We start from the raw sequence: 26,089 nt of genomic DNA on the forward strand, positions 1-26,089 counted from the left end.
TCGACCGTCGCGTGCGACCTGTGGATAACATCTGCGACGCCGACGCTCCCCGGGTCACGATGAGGGACATGAGCGATCATTCCACCGCCCGCCCGCGTCCCCGCGCGTTCTGGGCCGACATCAGGTTCCTGCTCGGCATCGTGCTCGTCGTCGTCTCGGTGGTGGGCGTGTGGCTCGTCGTCTCGGCGGCTCGACAGACGGCACCGGTGTTCGCGGCGGCCCGCACGATCGTGCCGGGAGACGCCGTCGATGCGGACGACCTTCGGGTCGTCGAGGTGGCGCTCGGTCAGCTGCAGGATGCCTACGCCTCTCCTGCGACGCTCGAGCCCGGCGCCGTGGCGACGCGCACGATCCCCGCCGGCGAGCTCGTCGCGAAGGATGCCGTGGGAGACGCGGCGGCCGTGCAGACGACGCACGTCGTCGTGCGCACTTCGACGGCGCTCCCCGCGGCGGTGACGCCGGGGTCGACCGTCGAGGTGTGGTCGGCACCTCTGCTCGACCGCGGTCGGTACGACACGCCGCGGATCCTCGTCGCGTCGGCCACCGTCGTATCGGTCTCCGACGACGAGTCGATGATGGGGTCGAGCGGTCCCGCCGTCGAGCTCGTCATCGAGCGTGCCGACGTCGCCGAGACGCTCGCGGCGATCTCGGACGGATCGAGCATGTCGATCGTCCCGACGGCGGGGGAGAAGCCGTGACCGGCGGCGACGGGCGAGCCCGAGCGGGTGGATCGCGCCCGGCCGTCATCGTCGCCGTCGACGGGACGAGCGGGGCCGAGCTCGCCAGAGACCTCGATGACGCGGGTGCGGATGTGCGGCTCGTCGTCGCGGCCGACGCGCCGAGCGACGCCGTCGTCGACGCGATGCGCGGTCGGGAGTCGGCCGAACTCCTCGGTGAGCTCGCACGGGCCGACGTCCTCGTGGTGACGGCCGACCGCCGCACGCTCACCGCTCAGCTCGTCGAGGCATGCGACCGCTTCGGCGTGCGCGTTGCGGCGCTGTGCGCCGAGGCATCCGCCCGCCGACTCGCGGCGATGTTCGGTGTCGACGCATACGACCCCGAGGTGGCGCCGGCCGAGATCCTGACCGGCTCGACGGCCCCGACGGAGGAGCCCGAGGGCGCCCAGCGCGGGCGCGTCATCGCGGTGTGGGGCGCGGCCGGTGCGCCGGGCCGCACGACGCTCGCGATCGAACTCGCCTGCGAGCTCTCCCGCGACGGACGCCGCGTCGCGCTGGCGGATGCCGACGCGCACGCGCCGTCGCTCGCGATGGCGACGGGGCTCGCCGACGAAGGACCCGGCTTCGCGGCGGCCTGCCGGCAGGCCGAACGCGGCGCACTCACTCCCGCCGAACTCTCCCGGATCTCCGCTCCGCTCGCGCAGATCGACGTGCTCACCGGTATCAACCGGCCGGGGCGGTGGCCCGAGCTCGCGCACGACCGTGTCGCCGCGGCGCTCGAGCACTGCCGAGGCTGGGCAGACGACACCGTCGTCGACGTGGCGGCATCCCTCGAGCGCGACGAGGAGATCGTGAGCGACCTCGACGGTCCGCGGCGCAACGCCGCCACCCTCGCGGCGCTGTCCTCGGCCGACCTCGTCGTCGCGGTCGTCTCGGCGGATCCCGTCGGCGTCGCCCGCTTCGTGCGCGCGTATGCCGACCTCCGGAGCGTCATCGGCGTGACGCCCGTGCGCATCGTGGTCAACAAGCTCCGCACCGCGACGCTCGGTCTCGACGCGAAGGGGCAGGTGCGCCGCACGCTCGAGCGGTTCGCGGGCGCCGGCGACGTGTGGTTCGTCCCGTGGGACCCGAAGGCCGCCGACGCGGCGACCCTCGCAGCTCAGCCGATCGCGCACGTCTCGCCGCGCTCGCATCTCGCCGGGGCCGTGCGCCGTTTCGTCGGAGAGGCGATCGAACCGCCGGCGCCTGCGGCACGGACGCGCAAGGAGCGTACCGGCGCCTCGGCGCAGCCGTTCCCGCGCCGCCGGGCACGCACGGCGTGAGCGACGAGGCGCGGGCGCGCCCAATAGGCTGAGGGCGTGTCCACGCTCAGCGAACTCGTCTACGCACAGGGTCTGTCTTCGGAGGCCGACGTCGAGTGGCTGCATCGCCTCGCGGGCGACGGGCAGCTTCTCGCCGACCTCGCCTTCGCCGACATCGTCATCTGGGTGCCGACAGCCGACGACTCTTTCATCGCCGTGGCCCACACGCGGCCCTCGGGCGCCGCGACGCTGTTCTACCGCGACATCGTCGGCGACCGGATGCGCCCGCAGTGGCGTACGCAGGTGCGGGATGCCTTCCAGCGTGCGACGATCGTCGACTCCGCCTCTCCCGATTGGTTCGAGGAGACGCCGACGCGCGTCCGCGCCGTGCCCATCGTGCGCGAGCGCGGAACCGCCGACCGCCCGCCGAGCGTCATCGGCGTGCTGACCCGGCACACGAACCTCGGGGAGGCGCGCACGCCGTCGCGCCAGCAGATCACCTTCAACGACTGCGCCGACGACCTGTTCGGCATGGTCGCCTCGGCCGATTTCCCCGACCTTGCCGCGCCCACCTCGCCGCGCCGGGGCGCGCCGCGCGCCTCCGACGGTCTCATCCGCATCGACGTCGACGGCATCACGACCTTCGCGAGCCCGAACGCGCTCTCGGCGTTCAACCGTCTGGGGTTCGATGACGAGCTCGAGGGCGAGTCGCTGCTCGAGGTGGCCACCGGCATCCTCCCCAAGGGTCGCGACTTCGACGAGTCGCTGCCGATCGTCATGGCCGGGCGCGCGCCGTGGCGCGCCGACATCGAGGCGCGCGGCGTGACGGTGTCGCTGCGGACCATCCCCCTGAAGGACAACGGGCATCGCATCGGCGCGATCGTCCTCTGCCGCGACGTCACCGAGATCCGCCACCAAGAGCAGGAGCTCATCACCAAGGACGCGACGATCCGCGAGATCCACCACCGCGTCAAGAACAACCTCCAGACGGTCGCCTCGCTCCTGCGCATCCAGTCCCGCCGCACGCATTCCGACGAGGCGAGGGACGCCTTGACCCACGCGATGCGCCGGGTGTCGGCGATCGCGGTCGTGCACGACACGCTGTCGGAGGGCCTCGCTCAGAACGTCGACTTCGACGACGTGTTCGACCGGGTGCTGAAGCTCGTCGCCGAGGTCGCCGCGTCGCCCAACACGCGCGCACGCACGGTCAAGACGGGGACCTTCGGCACGCTGCCGAGCGAGTACGCGACGCCGCTCGCGCTCGCGCTCACCGAGCTTGTGACGAACGCGGTCGAGCACGGGCTCGCCGATCAGGAGGGCGAGGTCGAGATCATCGCGGAGCGGACGCCCGAGCGACTCGGGGTCAAGGTGCGCGACACCGGCGTGGGACTGCCCGAGGGACAGGTCGGCCGGGGGCTCGGCACGCAGATCGTGCGGACGCTCATCCAGGGGGAGCTCAGCGGCACGATCGACTGGCACACGCTGACGGGATCGGGCACCGAGGTGACGATCGAGATCCCGATGCGGTACCTGGACCGCTGAATCAGCTCGCGCGGCGGGCGCGGGCGGCGCGGCGCTTGAGCGCGCGGCGCTCGTCCTCGGAGAGGCCGCCCCACACGCCCGAGTCCTGACCGGTCTCGAGGGCATACTGCAGGCAGACTTCGGTGACCGTGCACCGTGCGCAGACGGCCTTGGCCTTCTCGATCTGCTCGACGGCAGGACCGGTGTTGCCGACCGGGAAGAACAGCTCGGGGTCGACCGTGAGGCAGGCGGACTTGTCGCGCCAATCCATAGTGGGGTGCTCCTTGATACGGGAATCGTGAAGTGAGATGAGGGAACGGACTCGGGTGTCCGATACCCTGGTGGGTGTGCGAGCCGGGCTCGCCCCACTTCGCTGTGGGAGCACACTGATTGCTCTATCGTCCCACGCATATTCGGATGAATCAAGAGTGAACGGGTCGTTTCCGCGGGCCGTTGCTGAGTATCCGCTCCACGGTTGGGGGCCCGCCACAACCCGCCCCCGCAGAATTCAGGAGAACGTGGCCCATGTCGACAAGCGTCCCCGACCGCATCGCCGCCGCCCTCTTGGCGATCGAGGGACTGGCGCTGCTGTGGGTGACCGGACGTGAACTCGTCGCCCTGGTCTCGGGTGACTCGACTGACACGGGGAGCTCGATCGCGCTCATGGTGCTCACGGTCGTCGGCGTCGTGGCGGTGATCGCCTTCGCGATCGCCGTGCTGCGCGGTCAGTCGTGGGGGCGGTCGGGTGGGATCGTGACCCAGCTGCTCATCCTCGCGGTCGCCATCGGGGCCCTGACGGGGCCGGCGCCCTCGCCGGGGTTCGCGCTCGCGCTGGCAGTGCCGGCGCTCGTCGCGCTCGTGGCCCTGTTCGCGGGCGTGCGACGCGCGGGGGCGGCCCGGCACGGCGCACCGGGCGACGAGGCGTGAGCGTTCAGTCGACGCCGAGCAGCTTCCGCAGCCGCGCGACGTGCCCCGTCGCCTTGACGTTGTACAGGGCCTGGGCGATCGTGCCCGAGGCATCCACCACGAACGTCGAGCGGATGACCCCTTCGACCTTCTTGCCGTAGTTCATCTTCTCGCCCCACGCGCCGTACGCCTCGTGGACGGCGTGGTCGGGGTCGCTCAGGAGGTCGTAGGTGAGGCCGTCGCGCTCGCGGAACTGCCGCAGCTTCGCCGGCTCGTCGCGGGAGATCCCGAGCACCGTGTAGCCGGCGGCCTGGAGCGGGGCGAGGCTGTCGCGGAAGTCGCACGCCTCGGTCGTGCACCCCGGCGTCATCGCGGCCGGGTAGAAGAACAGGATGACGTGCCGGCCCGCGTAGTCGCTGAGGGAGACCTCCTTCTCATCCTGGTCGACGAGGGTGAAGGCGGGTGCGGGCGAACCGATCTCGAGCTGCGTCATCCCCTCAGCCTACGAGCAGCGCGGGCGCGCGGGGGTCAGGCGAAGGTGGCGAGCAGGCGCTGCAGCGAGTCGAGGCGGGCGGCGCCGCGCTCGCCCAGGCGGCCCTCGTCGACGGCCTCGATGATCGCGCAGTCGGGGGCGTCGGGGAGGTGCGTGCACCCGCGCGGGCAGTCCTCGGCGACGACCGCGAGGTCGCTGAACGCCTTGAGGATGTTCTGCGGGTCGACGTGGCCGAGCCCGAACGAGCGGACCCCGGGGGTGTCGATCACCCACCCCTTGCCGGCGTCGCTCTCGTAGCGCAGCGACACCGTGGAGCTCGATGTGTGACGCCCGCGCCCCGTGACCTCGTTGACGTGGCCGGTCGCGCGGTCCGCCGAGGGAACCAGCGCGTTGACCAGCGTGGACTTGCCGACGCCCGAGTGCCCGACGAACACCGTCGAGTGCCCGACCAGGTGCCGCCCGATCTCCTCGACCGGCATGTCGCCCGTGCCGCTCAGGAACACCGTCAGGTCGTCGACGCCCTCGAAATGGGTGAGGAACTCGGTCGGATCGGCGAGGTCGGTCTTCGTCACTACGAGAAGAGGGTGGATGCCGGCATCCAGCGCGGCGATGAGATAACGGTCGACGAGGCGGGGGCGCGGCTCGGGGTCGGCGGCCGCGACGACGATCAGCATCTGGTCGGCGTTCGCGACGATGATCCGCTCGACCTGGTCGGTGTCGTCGGCGCTGCGGCGCAGGAGCGACGTGCGCTCCTCGATGCCCACGATGCGGGCGAGCGTGCCCTCGTCGCCCGACGAGTCACCGACGACCCGGGCCCGGTCTCCCGTGACGATCGGTTGCTTGCGCAGCTCACGCGCCCGGGTCGCGAGCGCGGTGTGCTCGTTCGGTCCGTCCTCGTCGATCAGCACCGTGTAGCGGCCGCGGTCGACGCCGAGGACGCGGGCGATCTCGGCATCCGCGTGCGCGGGACGGCGTTTGGTGCGCGGGCGGTTCGCCTTGGGGTTCGGCCGCACGCGCACGTCCGACTCGTCGAACTCCGGTTCGTCGTCGTCGACGTCGTCGAGCCAGCTCATGTCAGCGCCGGCTCACGATACCGCCGCGGTCGCGACGAGTTCGCTCCACAGCTCCGGGAACTCGGGGAGCGTCTTCGCGGTGGTGCCGATGTCGTCGATCTCCACGCCCGGGACGCGCAGACCGATGAGGGCGCCGGCCGTCGCGATGCGGTGGTCGTGGTGCGCCCGCCAGAGCCCCCCGCGCAGGGGCGCGGGAGTGATGCGGATGCCGTCGGGCAGCTCATCGGCCACGCCGCCGAGCGCCCGGAGGTTTTGCACGAGCGCGTCGATGCGGTCTGTCTCGTGTCCGCGGATGTGCCCGATGCCGTGCAGCGTCGTGGGGGCGTCGGCGAACGCGGCGAGGGCGAACAGCGTCGGGGTGAGCTCGCTCGCGGCCGACAGATCGAGATCGACACCCGCGACCCGGCCGGTGCCCGTGATCGTCAGGGCGCCGCCGCGCCGCGATCCGCGCGCCCCGAGCAGAGACAGGATCTCGGGCAGGAGTGCTCCGGGCTGCGTCGAGGTTGCGGGCCACCCGGGGATCGTCACCGATCCGCCCGTGAGCAGGGCCGCCCCGAGGAACGGCGCGGCGTTCGACAGGTCGGGCTCGATCGAGGCATCCCGCCCGCGAGGAACGCCCGCCGGGACGACCCATTCGTTCGGCGTCGGGTGCTCGACGGCGATGCCGCGCCGCGCGAGTGTTTCGACCGTCATGTCGATGTGCGGCAGCGAGGGCAGGCGCGCGCCCGAATGCACGAGGTGCAGACCCACGTCGAAGCGAGGCGCGGCGAGCAGGAGCCCCGAGACGAACTGGCTCGATGCGCTCGCGTCGATCGTCACCTCGCCGCCGCGGATGTGTCCGCGCCCGCGCACGGTGAACGGCAGCGACCAGTTGCCGCCGTCGTCGATGTCGGCGCCGATCGTGCGCAGGGCCTTGATCATCTCGCCCATTGGGCGATGCAGGGCGCTCTCGTGCGCGGTGATCGTGACATCGCCCTCGGCGAGCCCCGCGAGAGGCGCGATGAAGCGCATGACGGTGCCCGCCTGGCCGCAGTCGATCGTGACACCGCCGCGAATGGATGCCGGGGGAGTGATGCGGAGGTCGGGGCCGAATCGCCCGGTCTCGGGAAGCTCCTCGATCTCTACGCCGAGCGCCGTGAGCGCCTCGATCATGCGCGCCGAGTCGTCGGAGTGCAGCGGTGCCGAGAGCGTCGACGGCGAGTCGGCCAGGGCCGCGAGGACGAGCTTGCGGTTCGTCAAGGACTTCGACCCGGGCACGGCGATCGTGGCCTGCACGGGTTCGTCGATGTGGGGCGCGGTCCACATCGATGCAGAAGCGGGCTGGCGCTGGGAATACCCGGTCGTGGTCATCGAGTTCTACCCTAACGAACCCGTCCGACGCTCTCGAATGGAAGGAGACCCCGTTGACAGCGATGCTCTCACCCGTTCGGGTCGACCTCGCCGACGTAGACTGGGCCGCGATGGAAGAGCAGGCGGCCGCAGAACCGCAGACCACCGCAGGCACCGATCAGACCGATCCGGCCGCGCCGGACGACGCGAGCGCCCAGTTCCAGGAGCAGGCGCTGCCGTTCATGGATCAGCTCTACGCCGCCGCGATGCGGATGACGCGCAACCCCGCCGACGCCGCGGACCTCGTGCAGGAGACGTTCGTGAAGGCCTTCGCCTCGTGGGCGTCGTTCACGCAGGGCACGAACCTCAAGGCATGGCTCTACCGGATCCTCACGAACACGTACATCAACACGTATCGGAAGAAGCAGCGCGAGCCGTACCAGGGCACGATCGACGAGCTCGAGGACTGGCAGCTGGGCGGCGCCGAGTCGACCACCGCGACGAGCAGCCGCTCGGCCGAAGCGGAAGCGATCGACCACATGCCCGCGTCCGTCGTCAAGGATGCGCTGCAGTCGATTCCCGAGGACTTCCGCCTCGCGGTCTACCTCGCCGACGTCGAAGGGTTCGCGTATCAGGAGATCGCGGACATCATGAAAACCCCCATCGGCACGGTCATGAGCCGCCTGCACCGAGGCAGACGGCTGTTGCGTGACCTGCTGGCCGATTATGCGCGCGAGCGTGGCATCGACGTGCCCGCAGTCGCGGTGGAGAGCACCGCGACGACCAGCGCGAAGAGCAAGAAATGAGCGAGACGATGAGCGACTGCGGCTGCGACAAAGCCCGGAAGGACCTGGAGGAATACCTCCGCAACGAGGTGTGCCGGACCGAGCACTCCGACATCACGGAGCATCTCGAGCACTGCCAGTCCTGCCGTGACGAGGCGCTCGTGGCGACGACGCTGACCGCCGTCGTCGCCCGCGCCTGCAAAGAGACGGCCCCCGAGGAGCTGCGCGACCAGGTGCTCGCGCGGCTGCGTGCGGAGCAGGCCTCCCACCACTGACCGCGCCGCCGGCGGCGCGAGCTCTCCCGCAGACGAGCGCGCGGTCCGCGCCGGGCGCAGAGCAATCCCATAGCCGACTCCCGGGCGACCCATCGCCTCGGAGCTCTAGCATCGGATCCGGTGACCTCGACCGATTCCGCCTCCGACGCTGCGACGGGCACGCAGAAACCGCACCACTCCGGCATCCCCGTGGTCGCGGTGATCCTGCGCAGGGTCTCGGCCGTGCCGCGCGGCTACCTTCGCCGGCATCCGGTCGCGACGAGCTTCGGCGCCGTCGCTCTGCTGGCGTTCGTCGCGACGGCGACGGTGGTGCCGACGGAGTTCTTCGGCATCGGACCCCAGGCGCTGCTGCAGAGCGGACGCTGGTGGACCCCGCTCACCGCGCTGCTCGTTCCCGCCTCGCTCGTTCAGGCGCTCATCGTCGTCGCGCTGTCGCTGACGCTGCTCGCTCGGACGGAGACCGTGCTCGGTCGACGGCGGACGCTCATCGCCCTGTTCGGCATCGGAGTGCCGGCGGTCGTCCTGAGCGTCCTGGCGCAGGCAGCGCTGTGGACCATCGCCAGCTGCGGCCGTTCGAGGGGGCGGAGGTGCTCGTCCTCGACCCCGCGATCGCGATCGCCGGGGCGGTGATGTTCGCGTCGGCGGCCGCCGGACCGCTGTGGCGGCGGCGTGTGCGGCTCATCGGCATCAGCACCCTCGCGATGCTCGCGCTCTACACCGGTGACGCGGACGCGTGGTATCGCCTCGTGGCCGCGCTCATCGGACTCGCCGCGGGCAGCCTGTTGCTGCGACGCGGCCGGGTGCATGCCTGGCATCGCAGCTCCATCGCCGAGACGCGGTCCCTGGTCGCCGTGCTCGTGGCGGTCGCCGCGGTGGGGCCGTTCTCCGCGCTGTTGTCGGATGGAGGTCACGGCATCCTCTCGCGCGTCTCCGACATGTTCACGCAGGTCGATCAGCGCCTCGCCGAGGCCTGCGCGCGCGACTCCTTCCCCGCATGCGACCATGTGACCGCCGCGGTCGTGACGCACGGGGCGGGTCCCGCGCTGCTCGCCCTGTTGCCGCTTGCACTGCTGGCGGTCGCCGCGTGGGGGTTGCGGGCCGGGCGCCGGGCCGCATGGGTGCTCGCGCTGATCGTCGGCGCGGCGCTCATCGCCCAGGCGATCGTCGGGATCCTGCTCGGCGAGGGCGCCGGCGAGTACGCGGGCGACGCACTCGATGTCACCGCGACGATCCTCGCCGATCTCGTGGTTCCGATCGTCATGATGATCGTGCTGCTGCGAACGAGGCGCGCGTTCGACATCGTCGCCGACGGACGCGTCGCGCGACGCGCAGCCGTCATCGCGGTCGTGGCCGTGGTCGCCGCGATGATCGCGTACATCGCATCGGCGATGGTGTTCCGCGCCGACTTCGTCTCGACCTCGACCTGACCCGCGGTCGTCGCGGAATCGATCCGGCGGCTGCTGCCGCAGGGTCTTCTCAGTGCCAGCGCCGAACCCCAGTACCCGCACCGCGGCGCGATGCTCGTGATGTACCAGTGGGTCGGCGTCGCGTTCTGGGTCGGGGTGATCGCGCTGCTGCTGCGCGTGTTCCGTTCGCGCCGCACGCTGCCCGATAGCGACGGGGAGCTGTACCGGCACCTTCTGCGTCGCGGTGGCGGCACCCTCTCGTGGATGGGCACGTGGGAGGGAAACCGGTACTGGTACAGCGCCGACGAACGCGCGGGCATCGCCTACCGCGTGGTCGGCGATGTCGCACTCGCCGTCGGCGGACCGGTCGGCGAGCGCGACGGCGCCGGCTCCGCGATCGGCGGCTTCGCAGCCCTCTGCGCGCAGCACGGGTGGACGGTGGCCTTCTACAGCGTTGAGGACGACCTGCTGCCCGAGTTCGCGCGTCGCGGATGGGACCACCTGTCTGTCGCCGAAGAGACTATCATCGACCTCGCCGACTTCGACCTTTCCGGCAGCGCGCGCCAGAAGGTGCGCCAGCCCGTGACGCGCGCCGAGCGCGAGGGCCTGCGCGCCGTGTGGACGACGTGGGACGAGCTGTCCCTCGGGCTCGCGACGCAGGTCCGCGAGATCAGCGAGGCCTGGGTGGCCGATCGGGCGCTTCCCGAGATGCGCTTCACGCTCGGGTCGATCGACGAAGCGCGCGACGGCGAGGTGCGCCTCATGCTCGCCGTCGATGCGGCGGGCCGCGTGCAGGGCGTGACGAGCTGGATGCCGTCGTGGCGCGACGGTGTGCTCATCGGGCGCACCCTGGATTTCATGCGGCGACGCGCCGACGGGCCGAACGGTGTCATGGAGTTCCTCATCGCCAAAGCCGCGTTCGCGTGCGCCGCGGAGGGACTCGCGTTCGTCAGCCTCTCCGGTGCGCCTCTCGCCACCCGCGAGCTCGATCGGGAGGTGCCCGCGAGGGCGGTGGATGCCGTGCTGTCGTGGCTGGCGGCGGTGCTCGAACCCGCCTACGGATTCGCCTCGCTGTTCCGCTTCAAAGCGAAGTTCCACCCGCGCTATGCCGGTCTGCACCTCGCCATCACGGCACACCTCAACGTGACGTCGGATCACGCACGCTGGCTGATCGGCGGATACTCCAATGGAGGATCGTGCGCCCTCACCTATGCCGCCGATCACCCCGACGTCTGGGGCGGGGTGATCGACATCTCGGGCAACGAGTACCCCGGCTCCGAGCATGTGGACGAGACGGTCCGCGATGTGTTCGGCGGCGACCGCGCGGCCTTCGAGGCCAGCCTGCCCGCGGCGGTGATGGCACGGAACGCCGGCGACTACGCGGGCCACATCGCCGTCTTCACCCGGGGTTCGGAGGATACGACGTTCGGGCCCGGGCAGCAGCGCAATGCGGCGGCCGCGCGAGCTGCGGGCTTCACCGTCTCCGAGACGGTCATCGCCGGAGCGGGTCACGTCGGCGCGGCGCTCGCCGACGGGCTGACGGCGGCCGTCGCCGCCGTGGGGCCGGCGCTCGGTCTCGCACCGCCGGGGTGAGGACGCGCGCAGAACGAGCGAAGAGGGGGATGCCGCGGCATCCCCCTCTTCGCTCGTTGATCGCCGGGCGGCGTCAGACCGCGAGCGCCTCCTCGACGATGGCGGCCTGCTCGCGGGCGTGGACCTTCGGCGACCCGGTCGCGGTGGACGCGGCCGCGTCACGCGAGATGCGGCGGATCGTCCGGCCCTTCAGGTGCTTGACGACCTCGAGCGCGATGAACGGCCAGGCCCCCTGGTTCTCGGGCTCGTCCTGCACCCACACGAGTTCCGCGTTGGGGTACCGGTCGAGCACGGCGTTCAGTTCGTCGACGGGCGCCGGGTAGAGCTGCTCGAGACGCACGAGCGCGACCTTGTCGTTCGGCTTCTTGTCGAGCTCGGCCTTGAGATCCCAGTGGATCTTGCCCGAGTGCAGCAGCACGCGGGTGACCGTACCGGCATCGATGCCGCGCTCGTCGTCGAGGACCGGCTCGAAGCGTCCCGTCGTGAAGTCCTCGACGGGGCTCGTCGCGCCGCGCAGGCGGAGCATCGCCTTCGGGGTGAAGACGATGAGCGGGTGACGCGGGCGAGCGTAGGCCTGGCGGCGCAGCAGGTGGAAGTGGGATGCCGGGGTCGACGGACGCGCGACGGTCATGTTGTCCTGCGCGCACATCTGCAGGTAGCGCTCGATGCGCGCCGACGAGTGGTCGGGTCCCTGGCCCTCGTAGCCGTGCGGCAGGAGCAAAACGACGCCGGACTGCTGGCCCCACTTCTGGTCGGCGGCCGAGATGTACTCGTCAACGACCGACTGCGCGCCGTTGGCGAAGTCGCCGAACTGGGCCTCCCAGAGGGTCAGTGTGTCGGCGCGTTCGACCGAGTAGCCGTATTCGAACGCCATCGCGGCGTACTCGCTGAGCAGCGAGTCGTACGCGTAGAAGCGCCCCTGGTTCTCGGAGAGGTTCGCCAGCGGCAACCACTCCTGGCCGTTCGCGCGGTCGTGGAGCACCGAGTGGCGCTGGACGAATGTGCCGCGGCGCGCGTCCTGACCGGCCAGGCGCACGTTGGTGCCTTCCATGAGGAGCGAGCCGAACGCGAGGAGTTCACCGAAGGCCCAGTCGATCGAGCCGTTCCGGCTCATGTCGAGGCGCTTCTCGAGCAGCTGCTGCAGCTTGTTGTGCACCGTGAAGCCCTCGGGCTTGTTCACGAACGCGTCGCCGATGTGATGCACCACCTCGGTGCTGACGCCGGTCGTCTCCGGCTCGCCGACCGCGGCCTCGAGCTCACCGGTCGCGGGCGACACGATGCCGGTCGTGCCGGTCTCGGCGGCGTGGGTCTCGGCGAAGGCGATCTCGAGGCGGTTCTGGAAGTCCTGCTTGGCCTTCTGGTACTCCTCCTCGGTGATGTCGCCGCGACCGACGAGCGACTCGGTGTAGAGCCGGCGCACCGAGCGCTTCGCCTCAATGAGGTTCGTCATGAGAGGCTGCGTCATCGACGGGTCGTCGCCCTCGTTGTGACCGCGGCGGCGGTAGCAGACGAGGTCGATCACGACGTCGCGCTTGAACTGCTGGCGGTACGCGACCGCGAGCTCGGCGACACGGACGACGGCCTCGGGGTCGTCGCCGTTCACGTGGAAGATCGGCGCCTGGATGGTCTTCGCGACATCCGTCGCGTACACCGACGAGCGACCGTCCTGGGGGAGGGTCGTGAAGCCGACCTGGTTGTTGACGACGACGTGCACGGTGCCGCCGGTGCGGTAGCCGCGCAGCTGCGACATCTGCAGCGTCTCGACGACGACACCCTGGCCCGCGAAGGCCGCGTCGCCGTGGACGAGGATCGGCAGCCACGAGAACGAGCCGATGGGCTTCCGGTCCTGCTTGGCGCGGACGATGCCCTCGAGGACGCCGTCGACGGTCTCCAGGTGCGACGGGTTCGCCGCGAGGTAGACGGGCAGCTCCTCCCCGGCATCCGACACGAACGTGCCCTCCGTGCCGAGGTGGTACTTGACGTCGCCCGAGCCCGACTTCGACCCGATCGCGACGGAGCCCTCGAACTCGCGGAAGATCTGGCTGTAGGTCTTGCCGGCGATGTTCGTGAGGACGTTCAGGCGGCCGCGGTGGGCCATGCCGATCGCGGTGCCGTCGAGCTTCGCCGCGGCCGCGCCCTGCAGGATCTCGTCGAGCAGCGGGATCAGCGACTCGCCGCCCTCGAGCGAGAAGCGCTTCTGGCCGACGTACTTGGTCTGCAGGAACGTCTCGAAGGCTTCGGCCTGGTTCAGCTTGTCGAGGATGCGCAGCTGCTCGTCGTGGCTCGGCTTCTGGTACTTGACCTCGACGTTGTCCTGGAACCACTTGCGCTGGGCCGGGTCCTGGATGTGCATGTACTCGACGCCGATCGTGCGGCAGTACGAGTCGCGCAGGACCCCCAGGATCTCGCGGAGCTTCATCGTGCGCTTGCCGCCGAAGCCGCCGGTCACGAAGTCGCGGTCGAGGTCCCAGAAGGTCAGGCCGTGGTTCTCGATCTCGAGGTCGGGGTGCGTGCGCTGCACGTACTCGAGCGGGTCGATGTCGGCCATGAGGTGGCCGCGCACGCGGAACGAGTTGATGAGCTCCTGCACACGGGCGGTCTTGTCGACGCGCTCGGCGACGTCGACGTTGATGTCGCCCGCCCAGTGGATGGGGGCGTAGGGGATGCGCAGGGCGGCGAAGATGTCTTCGTAGAAGCCGCGCTGGCCGATGAGCAGCTCGTGGACGATCTTCAGGAACTCGCCCGAGCCGGCACCCTGGATGACGCGGTGGTCGAACGTGCTCGTGAGGGTGATCGTCTTGCCGATGCCGAGCTCGACGAGCGTCTTCTCGCTGGAGCCCTGGAACTCGGCCGGGTACTCGAGGGCGCCGGCGCCGACGATGCAGCCCTGGCCCTTCATGAGGCGCGGCACCGAGTGCACGGTGCCGATACCGCCGGGGTTGGTCAGCGAGATCGTCGTGCCCTGGAAGTCGGCGGCGGTCAGCTTGTTGCCGCGGGCGCGAACGACGAGGTCTTCGTACGCGGAGAGGTACTCGCCGAAGGTCAGCGACTCGGCCTGCTTGATGGAAGGCACCATGAGGGCGCGCGTGCCGTCGGGCTTCGGGAGGTCGATCGCGATGCCGAGGTTGATGTGCGCGGGCGCGACGACCGAGGGCTTGCCGTCGATCTCGGCGTAGGCGACGTTCTGGCTCGGGAAGACCTTGAGCGCCTGGATGAGCGCCCACCCGATCAGGTGCGTGAAGCTGACCTTGCCGCCGCGCGTGCGCGACATGTGGTTGTTGATCACGATCCGGTTGTCGATCATGAGCTTCGCCGGGACGGTCCGGACGCTCGTCGCCGTCGGGACGGTCAGCGACTCGTCCATGTTCGCGGCGAGGGTCTTCGGCATGCCGCGCAGCGGCGTCACGACGTCTTCGCGAGCTGCGGGCGCCGCGGCGCGATCGGCGACGGGAGCCTGCGCGGGCACGGGCTGCGGCGAGGCGGGGCGGGTCGTCGTCCGGGCGACCGGCTGAGCGCCGACGACGGGGATCGGCGCCGTCATCGGGCGCGGCTCGGCCGTCGCCGCGGGCGAGGCGGCCGGCGCGGGAGCGGTCGTCGTCTTGCCCGGGGCGGGGGATGCCGGAGCTGCAGCTTCCTGAGCCGTCGCGCCCGCCGTCGTCGCGTCGGGCTTCGCCGCGGTGTCGGGTTTCGCCGCGGTGTCGGGCTTCGCCGCGGCGACGGGCTTCGCCGCGGCATCCTGCTGCGACTTCTCATACGCTTCGAGCACCGGCCACCAGGCCTGGTCCACTGCGTTGCGGTCCTTCGCGAACTGGTCGTACATCTCGGCGACGAGCCACTCGTTGGCTCCGAAATCGCCGTCTGTCGAAGTTCCCACACCGGTCACCTGGCTGGACACGGTTGACGCCTGCTTTCATCGATGAAGTTCACTCGGCGTGCAGCTCGGAGACCGTCACGCACACATCCATCAAGGGTATCCCAGGTTTCGAGTCGGTACCGTGGATCCCATGCACTTCTCCGGCGCCCAGCCCACCGTCGATCTCACGTATTCGGACGTCTTCCTCGTCCCCCGCCGCTCGGGCATCACCAGCCGTCTGGACGTCGACCTGTCGCCGGGCGACGGCACGACCGCCACCATCCCCCTCGTCGCCTCGAACATGAACTCCGTCACCGGGCCGCGGCTCGCGGCCACGCTCGCGCGCCGCGGCGGCCTGGGCGTCCTCCCGCAGGACATGCCGCTGCAGGACATCGACGCCGCGATCCGGTGGGTGAAGGACCAGCCCGTGCCGTGGGACACGCCGATCGTGCTGCCCGCATCGGCCACCGTCGCGGACGCTGCCGCGCTCCTCCCTGCCGCGGACGGGCACGGGATCGTCGTCGTGGCGGAGCTCGCCGAGCGCGTGCACGTCGACGACATCCTCGGCGTCGTCCCCGCCGCGCGCCTCGGCACGGCACTGCCCGACGCCCGCCTGGGCGACCTCGCCCGCGGGCGCACCGCGTCGATCGACGCCGACGACGTGGAGGATGCCCGGCACGCGTTCGACCTCATCGTCGCCGCCGAGGCCGACATCGTGTGCGTCCTCCACCACGGCTACCTCGTCGGGACGCTGTCGGAGCGCACGGCCTTGCGGTCGACGCTCTACCGTCCCGCGGTGGATGCCGATGGACGGCTCATCGTCGCGGCCGCCGTGGGCATCAACGGCGATGTCGCCGCGAAGGCGCGCGCCCTCGCCGACGCGGGCGTCGACGTGCTCGTCGTCGACACCGCGCACGGCCACCAGGAGGGCATGCTCCGCGCCCTCCACACGGTCGCGGGGCTCGGCCTCGGCATCCCGATCGCGGCGGGCAACATCGTCACCGCCGAAGGCGCGCGCGACCTCGTCTCGGCCGGGGCCTCGATCCTGAAAGTCGGCGTCGGTCCGGGCGCGATGTGCACGACCCGCATGATGACCGCCGTCGGGCGCCCCCAGTTCTCCGCCGTCCTCGAGACGGCGCAGGCCGCCGCCGAGCTCGGCGCGCACGTCTGGGCGGACGGCGGGGTCCGCTACCCCCGCGACGTCGCGCTCGCCCTCGCCGCCGGCGCCGCCTCGGTCATGATCGGTTCGTGGTTCGCCGGCACGATCGAGGCGCCCGGACAGCTGCAGGTCGATGAGGCCGGGCGGGTGTTCAAGGAGTCGTGGGGGATGGCATCCACGAAGGCCGTGCACGGCCGCTTCGGCCGCCTCGACCCCTACGAGCGCGCCCGCAAGGAGCTGTTCGCCGAGGGCATCTCGTCGTCGAAGATCTACCTCGACCCGCTGCGGCCGTCGGTGGAGGACCTGCTCGACATGATCACGTCGGGCGTGCGGTCGTCGTTCACCTACGCCGGCGCATCGACTGTCGCCGAGTTCCACGAGCGCGCGACGGTCGGCCTCCAGTCCGCGGCCGGCTACGAGGAGGGCAAGGCGCTGCCCGTCAGCTGGTAGCCGCCGCGGGGCGCTGGTCTCGGGTGTGCTGACGTCGGCATCCCCTCGCGCGGAGTTTGGGCGCCACCTTCCTGCTGCTGGTCTCGTTCGGGCGCCATCTTCCTGCTGCTGGTTTCGTTCGGGCGCCACTTTCCTGCTGCTGGTTTCGTTCGGGCGCCACTTTCTTGCTGCTGGTTTCGTTCGGGCGCCACCTTCCTGTTCGGGCGCCAGAAAACTGTGGCGCCCGAACAGGAGAGTGGCGCCGACGCGTGCCAGGGCCTCCACCTCATCGACCTCTCCACATGCGGGAAGATCGACGATCTGTCCACGGACTCCGTGATCGCAGCTCCGCGGTGTGCGCTGGCCATCGACGATGTGTGGATGCCTCGACTTCCCGAACCTCGGATCGACACGTTCCGCCGACGCGAGCGCGACGGCGCGCCGGTCAATGACCGGCGACTCGCGCGGGCGCTCGACGCGGGCGAGTTCGTGCGCATCGCGCCCGGATCTTTCGCCCGGGCATTCGACTGGCGCACGCTGACCCCGATCGAGCAGCATCACCTCCGCGTCATCGAGGCCGCCGACCGCGCCCAGGGGGAACTCATCGTGATGGGTGCGGCCGCCGCCGCAGTGCATGGGATCGACCGGATCGGCCCCTGGCCGCGCACGATCGACATCGCGGTCCCGCGGCGCGGCGGTGGTCGCTCGACCGGGCTGATGCGCCGAAGGGGCTTTTCCGACTTGGATCTCGAGACGGTCGCGTGGCGGAATCATCGGATCACGACGCCGGCGCAGACGGCGATCGATGTGGCGCGTGAGTGCGGTTATGCGCGCGGCGTCGTCGCGATGGATCAGGCGCTCTGGCAGCGTCGACCCGGGGGAGCGCTCACGACCATCGACGATCTGACTCGGGTGCTCACGGAGGGGATTCGCCGGCGGGGTCAGGAGCAGGCCGAGCGCGCGCTCTGCTTCGCGAGCGCCCTCGCGGACTCGGTTCGCGAGAGTCAGAGTCGCGTGCTCCTCGACCAGCTCGGCTTCCCCGCGCCGAGCTTGCAGCAGCGATTCCTCCTGCCGGGATCGCGCGTGGTCTTCAGCGACTTCTGGTGGGAGGAGTTCGCGCACGTCGGTGAGTTCGACGGCGTCGGTAAGTACTTCGATCCGGCGCTGCTGCACGGCCGGACGCCGGAAGAGGCGATGCTCGAGGAGAAGGATCGTGCCGATCAGCTGCGTCGGCACGTGCGCGCCCTGTCGCGATGGCGGACGCCGGCGCTGCGTGACGTGCGTGAGCTGTACGACATCCTCTGCGGCGACGGGCTACCGTCACGGCTGCCGCGACCTCCCGCGGGGTTGCAGATCGGCCCGGCCGCATGGTGACACGGATGCCGCTATCGGACGCGTCGCGGAGAGCGTCGTGCCGGTTCGGCGCTGTTCGGGCGCCAGAGATCTGTTCGGGCGCCACAGATCTGCAGCGCCCGAACAGGGAAGTGGCGCCGGGACGGCGAGAGGACAGGGAAGTGGCGCCGGGGCGGCGAGAGGGCAGGGAAGTGGCGCCGGAAAGAGTCGGAGGACAGGGAAGTGGCGCCGGGACGGCGGGAGGACAGGGAAGTGGCGCCGGGACGGCGAGAGGACAGGGAAGTGGCGCCGGAAAGAGTCGGAGGGCGGGATACGGGTCGGGTGGCGGCGAGCGCGGCGCCGCGAAGGGCGAGCACGTGCGGGGCCGGATGCCGGAGATCGCGCCCGCCCCGGCGGGGGCGGGGTGCCGTACACTCGACTGCAAATGGACGACCCTCCTAGTTGCCGACGTTCGCTCCACCGCACGGGCCTGACACTCATCGGGACACTCGTCCCGACGTCCGCCCGCACATCCGCCGCCCGCGCCGCCGGCTCGCGCGTTCCCCGCGCCGCCGCCTCGCGCGTTCCCCGCGCCGTCGCCTCGCGCACCGAGGGTGAGGCCTGATGGATTACGTCATGCTCGGTGTCGGCCTCCTGCTGACGATCGGCACAGGCCTCTTCGTCGCGAGCGAGTTCGCCCTGGTCAACCTCGACCGCGCCGACCTCGAAGCCCGGCAGGCCGCCGGCGAGTCGCGCCTGTCGCTCACGATCAGCGCGCTGAAGATCACCTCGACGCACTTATCGAGCGCGCAGCTCGGCATCACCCTGACGACGCTCCTCACCGGTTACACGATGGAGCCGGCGCTCACGAACCTCATCAGCCCGCTCTTCCAGGCGTGGGGACTGCCGAGCGGCGCGGCGCGCCCCGTCGCGACCGTCATCGCGATCGCGATCGCGACGATCTTCTCGATGATCCTCGGCGAGCTCGTCCCGAAGAACTTCGCCCTCGCGATCCCGCGTCAGACGGCGAAGCTCGTCATGCCGTTTCAGGTCGGGTTCACCACGCTGTTCCGGCCCGCCGTCTCGCTCCTCAACGGCAGCGCCAACGCGATCCTCCGCGGCATGGGCATCGAGCCCAAGGAGGAGCTCTCCGGTGCCCGCACCGCCGACGAGCTCTCGAGCCTCGTGCGCCGTTCCGCCAGCGCCGGCGTGCTCGAGCAGGACACGGCATCCCTCCTCAACCGCACCCTCACCTTCGCGCGCCTGACGACCGCCGATGTGATGACGCCGCGACCGAGCATCCACGCGGTCGCCGCGGGCGACAGCGTCGAAGACCTGATCCAGCTCGCCCGCCGGACGGGCCACAGCCGATTCCCGGTGTACGGCGACTCGATGGACGACATCACGGGCATCGCGCACCTCAAGCAGGCCGTGAGCGTCCCCCGCGACCGCCGTCGCGAGGTGCCTGCCGCCGCGATCTCCGAAGAGCCGCTGCGGGTTCCCGAGGCGGTGCACTTGGATGCCGTCATGGCCGAGCTCCGCGCCCGGGGGTACCAGATGGCGATCGTCGTCGACGAGTACGGCGGCACGGCGGGCGTCGTGACGCTGGAAGACCTCGTCGAGGAGATCGTCGGCGAGGTGCTCGACGAGCACGACCGCAGCCGCGCCGGGGTCGTCCGCATCGCCGACTCGGTCGTCTTCCCCGGTGAGCTCCGCCCCGACGAGCTCCTCGACCGCACCGGCATCCGCGTGCCCGAGGGCGACGTCTACGACACCGTCGGCGGCTTCATCATGGCAACGCTCGAGCGCATCCCCGTCGCGGGCGACGTCGTCGAGATCGAGGACGGCGTCCTCGAGGTGCAGCGGATGGACGGGCGCCGTGTGGACCGCGTGAGGTTCACGCCGCACCCGGTTCCGGAGGGCGCTGCCGAGCTGAAGGGGGGTGAGCGGTGATGAACGATTGGGCGGGAATCGCGTGGCTCGTCGTCCTGCTGCTGTTCAACGGCTTCTTCGTCGCGTCGGAGTTCGCGGTCATCTCCGCGCGCCGCTCGCAGATCGAGCCGCTCGCCGAGCGCGGGTCGAAGCGTGCGAAGACCGCGCTCTACGCGATGGAGCACGCGACGCTCATGCTCGCGACGTGTCAGCTCGGCATCACGATCTGCTCGCTGCTGATCCTGAACGTCTCCGAGCCGGCGATCCACCACCTGCTCGAGGGGCCCCTCGGCCTCACCGGCTGGAGCGAGGCGGTCATCGGTGGCGTCGCGTTCGGCATCGCGCTGGTGCTCGTCTCGTACCTGCACGTCGTCTTCGGTGAGATGGTGCCGAAGAACCTCGCCTTCAGCCTCCCCGACCGGGCGGTGCTCTTCCTCGCGACGCCGCTCGTGTGGGTCTCGAAGCTCTTCTACCCGATCATCGTCGCCCTCAACTGGACAGCGAACCACATCGTGCGCCTGTTCGGCGTCGAGCCGAAGAACGAGGCATCCTCCACCTTCACGCTCGACGAGGTCGCGACGATCGTCAACCAGTCGCGTATCGAAGGGGTGCTCGACGACGCGTCGGGTGCCGTGACGGCGGCGGTCGAGTTCACCGACAAGAAGGCGCGCGACACCGCCGTGCCGCTGTCGGAGCTCGTCACGCTGCCGGAAGTGACGACGCCCGACGAAATCGAGCGGGCCGTCGCGAAGCACGGTTTCTCGCGGTACGTGATCGTGGATGCCGAGGGCGCGCCCATCGGGTACGTCCACCTCAAGGACGTGCTGCGCGCCGCCGAGGGCCCCGAGGGCGAGGAGGACGTCGCGCGCCCGATCAAGGCGAAGCGCATCCACCACATGGTGTCGGTGTCGGAGAACACCGACCTCGAAGACGCCCTCGCCCTCATGCGGCGCTCCAGCCGTCACCTGGCGCAGGTGCGGGATGCCGAAGGCACGACGACGGGGGTGCTGTTCCTCGAGGACATCATCGAGGAACTCGTCGGCGAGGTGCACGACGCCACCCGGCGCGGCTACTGACGCGCCACCCGCGCCAGCGCCGCCTCGCGGGGAGGGAGTGCGGCCCGGGGCGCGCGCGTGGGGGTCAGTGGGATGGTGCGCGCATCGCGCGCTCGTACTGCGGGGGCCACGGGGCCGCGGCGGGGTCGCCGAGCTCGCCCGCGGCGCGGAGGGCGAAATGCGGGTCGCGCAGCCACTCCCGCCCGGCGAGGATGACGTCGGCGTCGCCCGCCTGGAGGATCTCCTCGGCCTGCGGCCCCGACGTGATCTCGCCGACCGCGCCCACGGCGACCCCCGCATCGGCGCGCACGGACGCCGCGAGCGGCACCTGATACCCCGGGCCGGGGACGATCCGCTGGTGGGCGACGAGTCCGCCGCTCGAGATGTCGAAGAACACGGCGCCGCGCTCGGCCGCCCAGCGGGCGACGGTCGCGGTCTGTGCGGCATCCCACCCGCCCTCGGCCCAGTCGGTCGCCGAGAACCGGACCGTCACGGCGGTCTCGGGTGCGGCCTCGCGGACGGCGTCGACGACGCGCAGCAGCAGGCGCGCGCGGTTCTCGAGCGACCCGCCGTAGGCGTCGGTGCGCCGGTTCGACAACGGCGAGAGGAACTGGTGCAGCAGGTAGCCGTGGGCGGCGTGGATCTCGAGCAGCTGGAATCCGGCGGAGACGGCGCGGGCGGCGGCGTCCGCGAACGCGACGACGACCGCGTCGATCCCGGCGTCGTCGAGGGCGGTCGGCGCGTCGAACCCGTCGTAGGCGATCGCCGACGGCGCGACCGTCTGCCAGCCGCCTTCCGCGATCGGCACGGAGCCGCGCCGGCCGGAGAACGGCGACCACGTCGAAGCCTTTCGCCCGGCGTGCGCGAGTTGGACGCCGGCGACAGCGCCCCGGGCGCGGATGGCGGCGGCGATCGGGGCCCAGGCGTCCCGCTGTGCGTCGTTCCACAGCCCGACGTCCTCGGGGGAGATGCGGCCCTCGGGAAGGACGGCGGTCGCCTCGGCGATGACGACACCGGCCCCGCCCGACGCGAACTGGGCGAGGTGCACGTGGTGCCAGTCGTTCGGCATGCCGCCCTCGGCGGAGTATTGGCACATGGGCGCGACCCAGAGGCGGTTGCGGATCGAGAGGCCGCCGAGGTCGATCGGCGAGAACAGCAGGCTCATGCGGAGACTCCAGAGGGGGAGGACAGCGGGCGCGGTGCGCGCGGACTAGGGTGACGCCATGACCGAGCAGTGGACGACGCAGGACGCCGCACGCACTCTTCGGAGGCCAACCGCCTCCGACGACAAGTATTCCCGAGGCGTGCTCGGCGTCCGGACCGGCTCCGACCGTTACCCCGGGGCCGCCGTGCTCGGCGTCGAGGCCGCGCATCGCACGGGCGTCGGCATGGTCCGCTACGTCGGGCCGGAGCGGGCGACCGCGTTCGTCCTGTCACGCCGTCCGGAGACGGTCGCCGCGGATGGACGCGTGCAGGCGTGGCTGATCGGCTCGGGGACGGATGCCGCGGAGCGCAGCGCCGACGAGACCGCGGCGCTGCGCGCACTGTTCGCCGGAGAGGTGCCCGTCGTCGTCGACGCCGGAGCGCTCGACCTCGTGCCCGGTCGCTCCGGGACCGCGCCGGTCGTCGTGACCCCGCACGCGAGCGAGCACGCGCGCCTCCGCGAGGCGGCGGGGCTCGACGCCTCGGCCGCGGACCGTGCGGAGGCCGCCGCCGACACGGCCGCAGCCCTCGGTGTCGCCGTGCTCCTGAAGGGCGCCGAGACGATCGTGGCGACGCCTTCGAGGGCGATCCGCCGCGTCGAATCGCCCACCGCGTGGCTCGCGACGGCGGGCACGGGGGACGTGCTCGGCGGCATCCTCGGGGCGCTCGTCGCGGCGGCGCAGCCGAAGGATGCCGAGGCGCTCGCCCCCCTCGCCGCGACGGCCGCCCTCGTCCACGGCCACGCGGGCGCCGCCGCCTCGGCCGCCCGCGACGGCGGCCCGATCACCGCGCTCGACGTCGCGGAGGCCGCGGCATCCGTCATCGGCCGGATCCTCGCGCAGGCGGACGGCGCGCACTGACACGCGGCCCCGCCCGGCTGCGCCCGCTCCCTAGGATGGGACGGTGTCGAGACGGGCGGTGCTGTGGATCGCGTTCGCGGTCGTGCACGTCGCGGTCGCGGGACTCGGGTTCCTTCTGCCGAATGAACCGATGGGCGACGTCTACCGGGTCTACGAGCCGTGGTCGCAGCAGGCGCTCGAGGGCGGCGGCATCGTCGGGATCACCGAGGCGTGGGTGTACCCGCAGCTCGCGCTCGTCCCGATGGTCCTCGCGCACGGCTTCGCCCCGATCGCGGGATACACCGTCGGGTGGGCGATCCTCGTCACGCTGATGGATGCCGTAGCCTTCGGCATCCTCGTGGGCCGCGCCCGGTCCACCGGGCGGGTGAGCGCCGCATGGTTCTGGCTCGCGTTCATCGCCCTGGTCGGGCCCGTCGGCCTGTACCGACTGGACGGCTTCACGGTGCCGCTCGCGATCATCGCGTGCCTGTGGCTGGTCGGACGCCCGTGGATGGCGTCGATGCTCCTCGCGGCGGCGACCTGGATCAAGGTGTGGCCGGCCGCGCTCCTGGTCGCCGCGGTGATCGCCGTGCGCCGGCGTGCCGCGATCATCGGGGGAGTCCTCATCGTCAGCGTCTTCATCGTGCTCGCCGTCGTGGCCGCTGGAGGAGGCGCCTACCTCTTCGGCTTCGTGACCGAGCAGACCTCGCGGGGCCTGCAGGTCGAGGCGCCGGTCGCGACGCCGTGGCTGTGGGGCGCGCTGCTTCAGGTACCCGGCTTCGAGGTGCAGTACTCGCTCGACCTGCTCACCTTCCAGGTCGAGGGCCCCGCGGTCGACCAGGCGATCGCGGTCATGACGCCGCTTCTCGTCGTGGTGATGCTGGGCGTCGCGGCGGTCGGCGCGGTCAAGGCGTGGCAGGGGGCCGGATTCGCGGCGCTCTTCCCGGTGCTCTCCCTCGCGCTCGTCCTCGGCTTCATCGTCTGCAACAAGGTTGGCTCGCCGCAGTACCTCGTGTGGCTCGTGCCCTCACTCGTCGTCGGGCTCGTCGTCCGCCGCGCGACCTGGTCGGCGCCCGCGACGGTCGCCCTCGGCGCGGCGCTGCTCACCCAGTTCGTCTACCCGCTGCTCTACGGCGGCATCCTGCACCCCGAACCCGTCGCCGTCACGATCCTCACGGTCCGGAACCTCGTGCTCATCGCCCTCTTCGCCTGGATGGTCGTCCGCCTCGTGCGCCTGCCGGTGCCGGCGCGGCGGCGAGCGGACGTGACGGCGACCGCCTGAGACCCGACCCCGCCCCACCAGCCCCACCCACCCCGCCGATCCCGCGTAATCCTGGAGGTCCCCATGCTCATCGCCTTCTCCGTCGCCCCGTCCGGAGCTCCCGCCGGCAGCGGCGCTGCCGCTTCCGAGAACCCGGATGCCTCGGTCCACGACGCCGTCGCCGCGGCGGTCGCCGTCGTCCGCGCCTCCGGCCTGCCGCACCGCACGACCTCGATGTTCACGGAGGTCGAAGGTCCCGATTGGGACACCGTGATGGATGTCGTCAAGCGCGCGACCGAGGCCGTCATGCCGTACGGCTCTCGAGTGTCGCTCGTGTTGAAGGCCGACATCCGCCCGGGCTACAGCGGCGAGATCGACGGCAAGGTCGAGCGGCTCGAACGGGCCGTCGATGCGGCAATGGCCCGGCGCGACGGCCGCCCCGACGTCTGAGCGGCGGTCAGTCCTCGAGCAGGCGCCGCAGGTGCGCGGTCACGGCATCGGTCTCGATGAGGAATCCGTCGTGACCGAAGTCGCTCGAGATGACGACGAGCTCGTCGTCCTGTGTCGTGCGGATGCCGCGGAAGATGCGCTCCTGTCCCTCGACCGGGAACAGACGGTCGCTGTCGATGCCGAGGACGAGCGTTCGCGCCGTGACGCGGGCCAAGGCATCCTCCACACCGCCGCGATCGCGCCCGACGTCGTGGGAGTTCATCGCTTCCACGAGCGTGAGGTAGCTGTTCGCGTCGAACCGGCGCGTGAACTTGTTGCCGTGGAAGTCGAGGTAGCTCTCGACGGCGAAGCGACCTCCTCCGCCCAGGGGGCTGACGTCCGACTGCCAGGAGCGCTGGAAGCGGAGGTTCAGCTCGACGGGGCTGCGGTAGTTCAGGAGCGCCATGCGCCGCGCGAGCGCGAGCCCCCGGTGGGGGCCGTCGCCGTCGGCGGCGTCGTAGTACTCGCCCCCCGCGAAGCGCGGATCGATGCGGATCGCTTCGAGCTGCACGGAGTTGAGCGCGACCTGGTCGGCGGTGGTCGTCGGCGGCGCAGCGAGGACCGCGAGGCGCTCGACGCGCTCGGGGTAGGTGACGCCCCACTCGAGCGCCTGCATCCCGCCCATCGATCCGCCGACGACGGCGGCCCATCTGTCGATGCCGAGGGTGTCGGCGAGCGAGGCCTGGGCGGCGATCTGGTCGCGGATGGTCAGGTAGGGAAAGCGCAGCCCCCACTCGCGCCCGTCGGGGCCGATCGAGGCGGGGCCGGTCGACCCCTGGCATCCGCCCAGCATGTTCGGGGCGACGACGAACCAGCGGTCGGTGTCGATGGCCGCTCCCGGCCCCACGATGCCGTCCCACCAGCCGTCGGTCGGATGCCCCGGGCCCGCCTCCCCGCGCACGTGGCTGTCGCCCGTCAGGGCGTGGAGGACGAGCACCGCGTTGTCGCCGGCCGCGTTGAGCTCGCCCCACGACTCGTACGCGAGTCGCGCGAACGGCAGGCTCTCGCCGTTCTCGGTGCGGAAGGCGCCGAGCAGCGCGAACCTCCGGTCGCCGGCGGGGTCTCCGTCGCGCCACGCGCCGGTCGCCGGCGGGCGGGCGCGCAGCAGCCGCGCATCGGCCTCGGAGATCGGGGCCGAGGGCACCGTGTCTTCCGAGGCCTGCCAGTCCATGGCATCC

General features: G+C 71.3%; 24 protein-coding genes. 17 read left to right on the top strand and 7 right to left on the bottom strand.

Annotation, left to right across the window (positions count from 1 at the left end):
- Positions 1-68 precede the first annotated feature (68 nt).
- Genes AC3ENQ_RS05175 through AC3ENQ_RS05185 form a run of 3 tightly spaced genes read left to right on the top strand, consistent with a single transcriptional unit; the run spans position 69 to position 3,520 of the window.
- Entirely contained in the window at positions 69-698 is a 630-nt protein-coding gene (locus tag AC3ENQ_RS05175; protein WP_431802356.1) for an SAF domain-containing protein, read from the top strand.
- On the top strand, positions 695-1,999 hold the full coding sequence (locus tag AC3ENQ_RS05180) for a CpaE/TadZ family protein (protein WP_431802358.1): 1,305 nt from the start codon (positions 695-697) through the stop codon (positions 1,997-1,999). Before AC3ENQ_RS05175 ends, AC3ENQ_RS05180 begins: the two co-directional genes overlap by 4 nt.
- 36 nt (positions 2,000-2,035) lie before the next feature.
- Positions 2,036-3,520, top strand: a complete 1,485-nt coding sequence (locus AC3ENQ_RS05185) for a sensor histidine kinase (RefSeq protein ID WP_431802360.1) — start codon at positions 2,036-2,038, stop codon at positions 3,518-3,520.
- 1 nt (position 3,521) lies between these two features.
- Here the strand turns inward: AC3ENQ_RS05185 and AC3ENQ_RS05190 are convergent, their stop codons facing one another.
- Positions 3,522-3,770, bottom strand: coding sequence for a WhiB family transcriptional regulator (locus AC3ENQ_RS05190; protein WP_196324119.1), 249 nt, complete (start codon positions 3,768-3,770; stop codon positions 3,522-3,524).
- Between the two features lie 254 nt (positions 3,771-4,024).
- Here AC3ENQ_RS05190 and AC3ENQ_RS05195 point away from each other — a divergent pair, with 254 nt between their 5' ends.
- Positions 4,025-4,426, top strand: a complete 402-nt coding sequence (locus AC3ENQ_RS05195) for a histidine kinase (RefSeq protein WP_431802363.1) — start codon at positions 4,025-4,027, stop codon at positions 4,424-4,426.
- A gap of 4 nt (positions 4,427-4,430) precedes the next feature.
- On the opposite strand, the gene bcp is transcribed toward AC3ENQ_RS05195, so the two are convergent.
- The 3 genes from bcp to aroA are packed head-to-tail and all read right to left on the bottom strand — an operon-like array spanning position 4,431 to position 7,321.
- Positions 4,431-4,898 carry a thioredoxin-dependent thiol peroxidase gene (bcp, locus tag AC3ENQ_RS05200; protein WP_431802365.1) on the bottom strand — a complete coding sequence of 156 codons (468 nt, stop codon included), beginning with the start codon at positions 4,896-4,898 and terminating at the stop codon, positions 4,431-4,433.
- 35 nt (positions 4,899-4,933) lie between these two features.
- Complete coding sequence (gene rsgA / locus AC3ENQ_RS05205) at positions 4,934-5,971, bottom strand: ribosome small subunit-dependent GTPase A (protein ID WP_431802367.1); 1,038 nt, start codon at positions 5,969-5,971, stop codon at positions 4,934-4,936.
- 12 nt (positions 5,972-5,983) lie between these two features.
- Positions 5,984-7,321 carry a 3-phosphoshikimate 1-carboxyvinyltransferase gene (aroA, locus tag AC3ENQ_RS05210; RefSeq protein ID WP_431802368.1) on the bottom strand — a complete coding sequence of 446 codons (1,338 nt, stop codon included), beginning with the start codon at positions 7,319-7,321 and terminating at the stop codon, positions 5,984-5,986.
- Between the two features lie 62 nt (positions 7,322-7,383).
- On the opposite strand from aroA, the gene AC3ENQ_RS05215 reads away from it, so the two are divergent.
- The 5 genes from AC3ENQ_RS05215 (at position 7,384) to AC3ENQ_RS05235 (ending at position 11,359) form a co-directional block, all read left to right on the top strand.
- Positions 7,384-8,106, top strand: a complete 723-nt coding sequence (locus AC3ENQ_RS05215) for a sigma-70 family RNA polymerase sigma factor (RefSeq protein WP_431802610.1) — start codon at positions 7,384-7,386, stop codon at positions 8,104-8,106.
- A gap of 8 nt (positions 8,107-8,114) precedes the next feature.
- Positions 8,115-8,360 (top strand): alpha-ketoglutarate decarboxylase, encoded by a 246-nt coding sequence (locus tag AC3ENQ_RS05220; protein WP_431802612.1) that lies wholly within the window; start codon positions 8,115-8,117, stop codon positions 8,358-8,360.
- Between the two features lie 120 nt (positions 8,361-8,480).
- The gene (locus AC3ENQ_RS05225; RefSeq protein ID WP_431802370.1) at positions 8,481-8,990 is read left to right on the top strand and encodes a hypothetical protein; all 510 of its coding nucleotides are present in this window, start codon (positions 8,481-8,483) and stop codon (positions 8,988-8,990) included.
- Entirely contained in the window at positions 8,948-9,787 is an 840-nt protein-coding gene (locus AC3ENQ_RS05230; protein ID WP_431802371.1) for a hypothetical protein, read from the top strand. The genes AC3ENQ_RS05225 and AC3ENQ_RS05230 overlap by 43 nt, the downstream gene beginning before the upstream one ends.
- 90 nt (positions 9,788-9,877) lie before the next feature.
- Entirely contained in the window at positions 9,878-11,359 is a 1,482-nt protein-coding gene (locus AC3ENQ_RS05235) for a phosphatidylglycerol lysyltransferase domain-containing protein (protein WP_431802373.1), read from the top strand.
- A gap of 73 nt (positions 11,360-11,432) precedes the next feature.
- Here AC3ENQ_RS05235 and AC3ENQ_RS05240 read toward each other — a convergent pair whose 3' ends face one another.
- Positions 11,433-15,254 carry a multifunctional oxoglutarate decarboxylase/oxoglutarate dehydrogenase thiamine pyrophosphate-binding subunit/dihydrolipoyllysine-residue succinyltransferase subunit gene (locus AC3ENQ_RS05240; RefSeq protein ID WP_431802375.1) on the bottom strand — a complete coding sequence of 1,274 codons (3,822 nt, stop codon included), beginning with the start codon at positions 15,252-15,254 and terminating at the stop codon, positions 11,433-11,435.
- Positions 15,255-15,363: 109 nt separating this feature from the next.
- Here AC3ENQ_RS05240 and guaB1 point away from each other — a divergent pair, with 109 nt between their 5' ends.
- From guaB1 to AC3ENQ_RS05265, 5 genes are all read left to right on the top strand, one after another.
- Entirely contained in the window at positions 15,364-16,821 is a 1,458-nt protein-coding gene (gene guaB1, locus AC3ENQ_RS05245; RefSeq protein ID WP_431802614.1) for a GMP reductase, read from the top strand.
- 360 nt (positions 16,822-17,181) lie between these two features.
- Positions 17,182-18,174, top strand: coding sequence for a hypothetical protein (locus AC3ENQ_RS05250; protein ID WP_431802377.1), 993 nt, complete (start codon positions 17,182-17,184; stop codon positions 18,172-18,174).
- A gap of 403 nt (positions 18,175-18,577) precedes the next feature.
- Positions 18,578-18,757: a hypothetical protein gene (locus tag AC3ENQ_RS05255; protein ID WP_431802379.1), complete on the top strand. Its 180-nt coding sequence runs from the start codon at positions 18,578-18,580 to the stop codon at positions 18,755-18,757.
- Positions 18,757-20,085 (top strand): hemolysin family protein, encoded by a 1,329-nt coding sequence (locus AC3ENQ_RS05260; protein ID WP_431802381.1) that lies wholly within the window; start codon positions 18,757-18,759, stop codon positions 20,083-20,085. Before AC3ENQ_RS05255 ends, AC3ENQ_RS05260 begins: the two co-directional genes overlap by 1 nt.
- On the top strand, positions 20,085-21,140 hold the full coding sequence (locus AC3ENQ_RS05265; RefSeq protein ID WP_431802383.1) for a hemolysin family protein: 1,056 nt from the start codon (positions 20,085-20,087) through the stop codon (positions 21,138-21,140). Before AC3ENQ_RS05260 ends, AC3ENQ_RS05265 begins: the two co-directional genes overlap by 1 nt.
- Before the next feature lie 64 nt (positions 21,141-21,204).
- On the opposite strand, the gene AC3ENQ_RS05270 is transcribed toward AC3ENQ_RS05265, so the two are convergent.
- Entirely contained in the window at positions 21,205-22,284 is a 1,080-nt protein-coding gene (locus AC3ENQ_RS05270) for an NADH:flavin oxidoreductase/NADH oxidase (RefSeq protein ID WP_431802385.1), read from the bottom strand.
- 58 nt (positions 22,285-22,342) lie between these two features.
- Between AC3ENQ_RS05270 and AC3ENQ_RS05275 the strand changes: the two genes are divergently transcribed.
- The 3 genes from AC3ENQ_RS05275 (at position 22,343) to AC3ENQ_RS05285 (ending at position 24,872) form a co-directional block, all read left to right on the top strand.
- Positions 22,343-23,182, top strand: a complete 840-nt coding sequence (locus AC3ENQ_RS05275; protein WP_431802387.1) for an ADP-dependent NAD(P)H-hydrate dehydratase — start codon at positions 22,343-22,345, stop codon at positions 23,180-23,182.
- A gap of 43 nt (positions 23,183-23,225) precedes the next feature.
- A complete protein-coding gene (locus AC3ENQ_RS05280; RefSeq protein ID WP_431802389.1) occupies positions 23,226-24,443 on the top strand; it encodes a hypothetical protein in 1,218 nt (405 codons plus the stop codon).
- Positions 24,444-24,506: 63 nt separating this feature from the next.
- On the top strand, positions 24,507-24,872 hold the full coding sequence (locus AC3ENQ_RS05285) for a thiamine-binding protein (RefSeq protein WP_431802391.1): 366 nt from the start codon (positions 24,507-24,509) through the stop codon (positions 24,870-24,872).
- Between the two features lie 7 nt (positions 24,873-24,879).
- Here AC3ENQ_RS05285 and metX read toward each other — a convergent pair whose 3' ends face one another.
- Positions 24,880-26,082 carry a homoserine O-acetyltransferase MetX gene (gene metX / locus AC3ENQ_RS05290; RefSeq protein WP_431802393.1) on the bottom strand — a complete coding sequence of 401 codons (1,203 nt, stop codon included), beginning with the start codon at positions 26,080-26,082 and terminating at the stop codon, positions 24,880-24,882.
- Positions 26,083-26,089 lie beyond the last annotated feature (7 nt).

The sequence above is a fragment of the Microbacterium sp. bgisy203 genome (assembly GCF_057706945.1).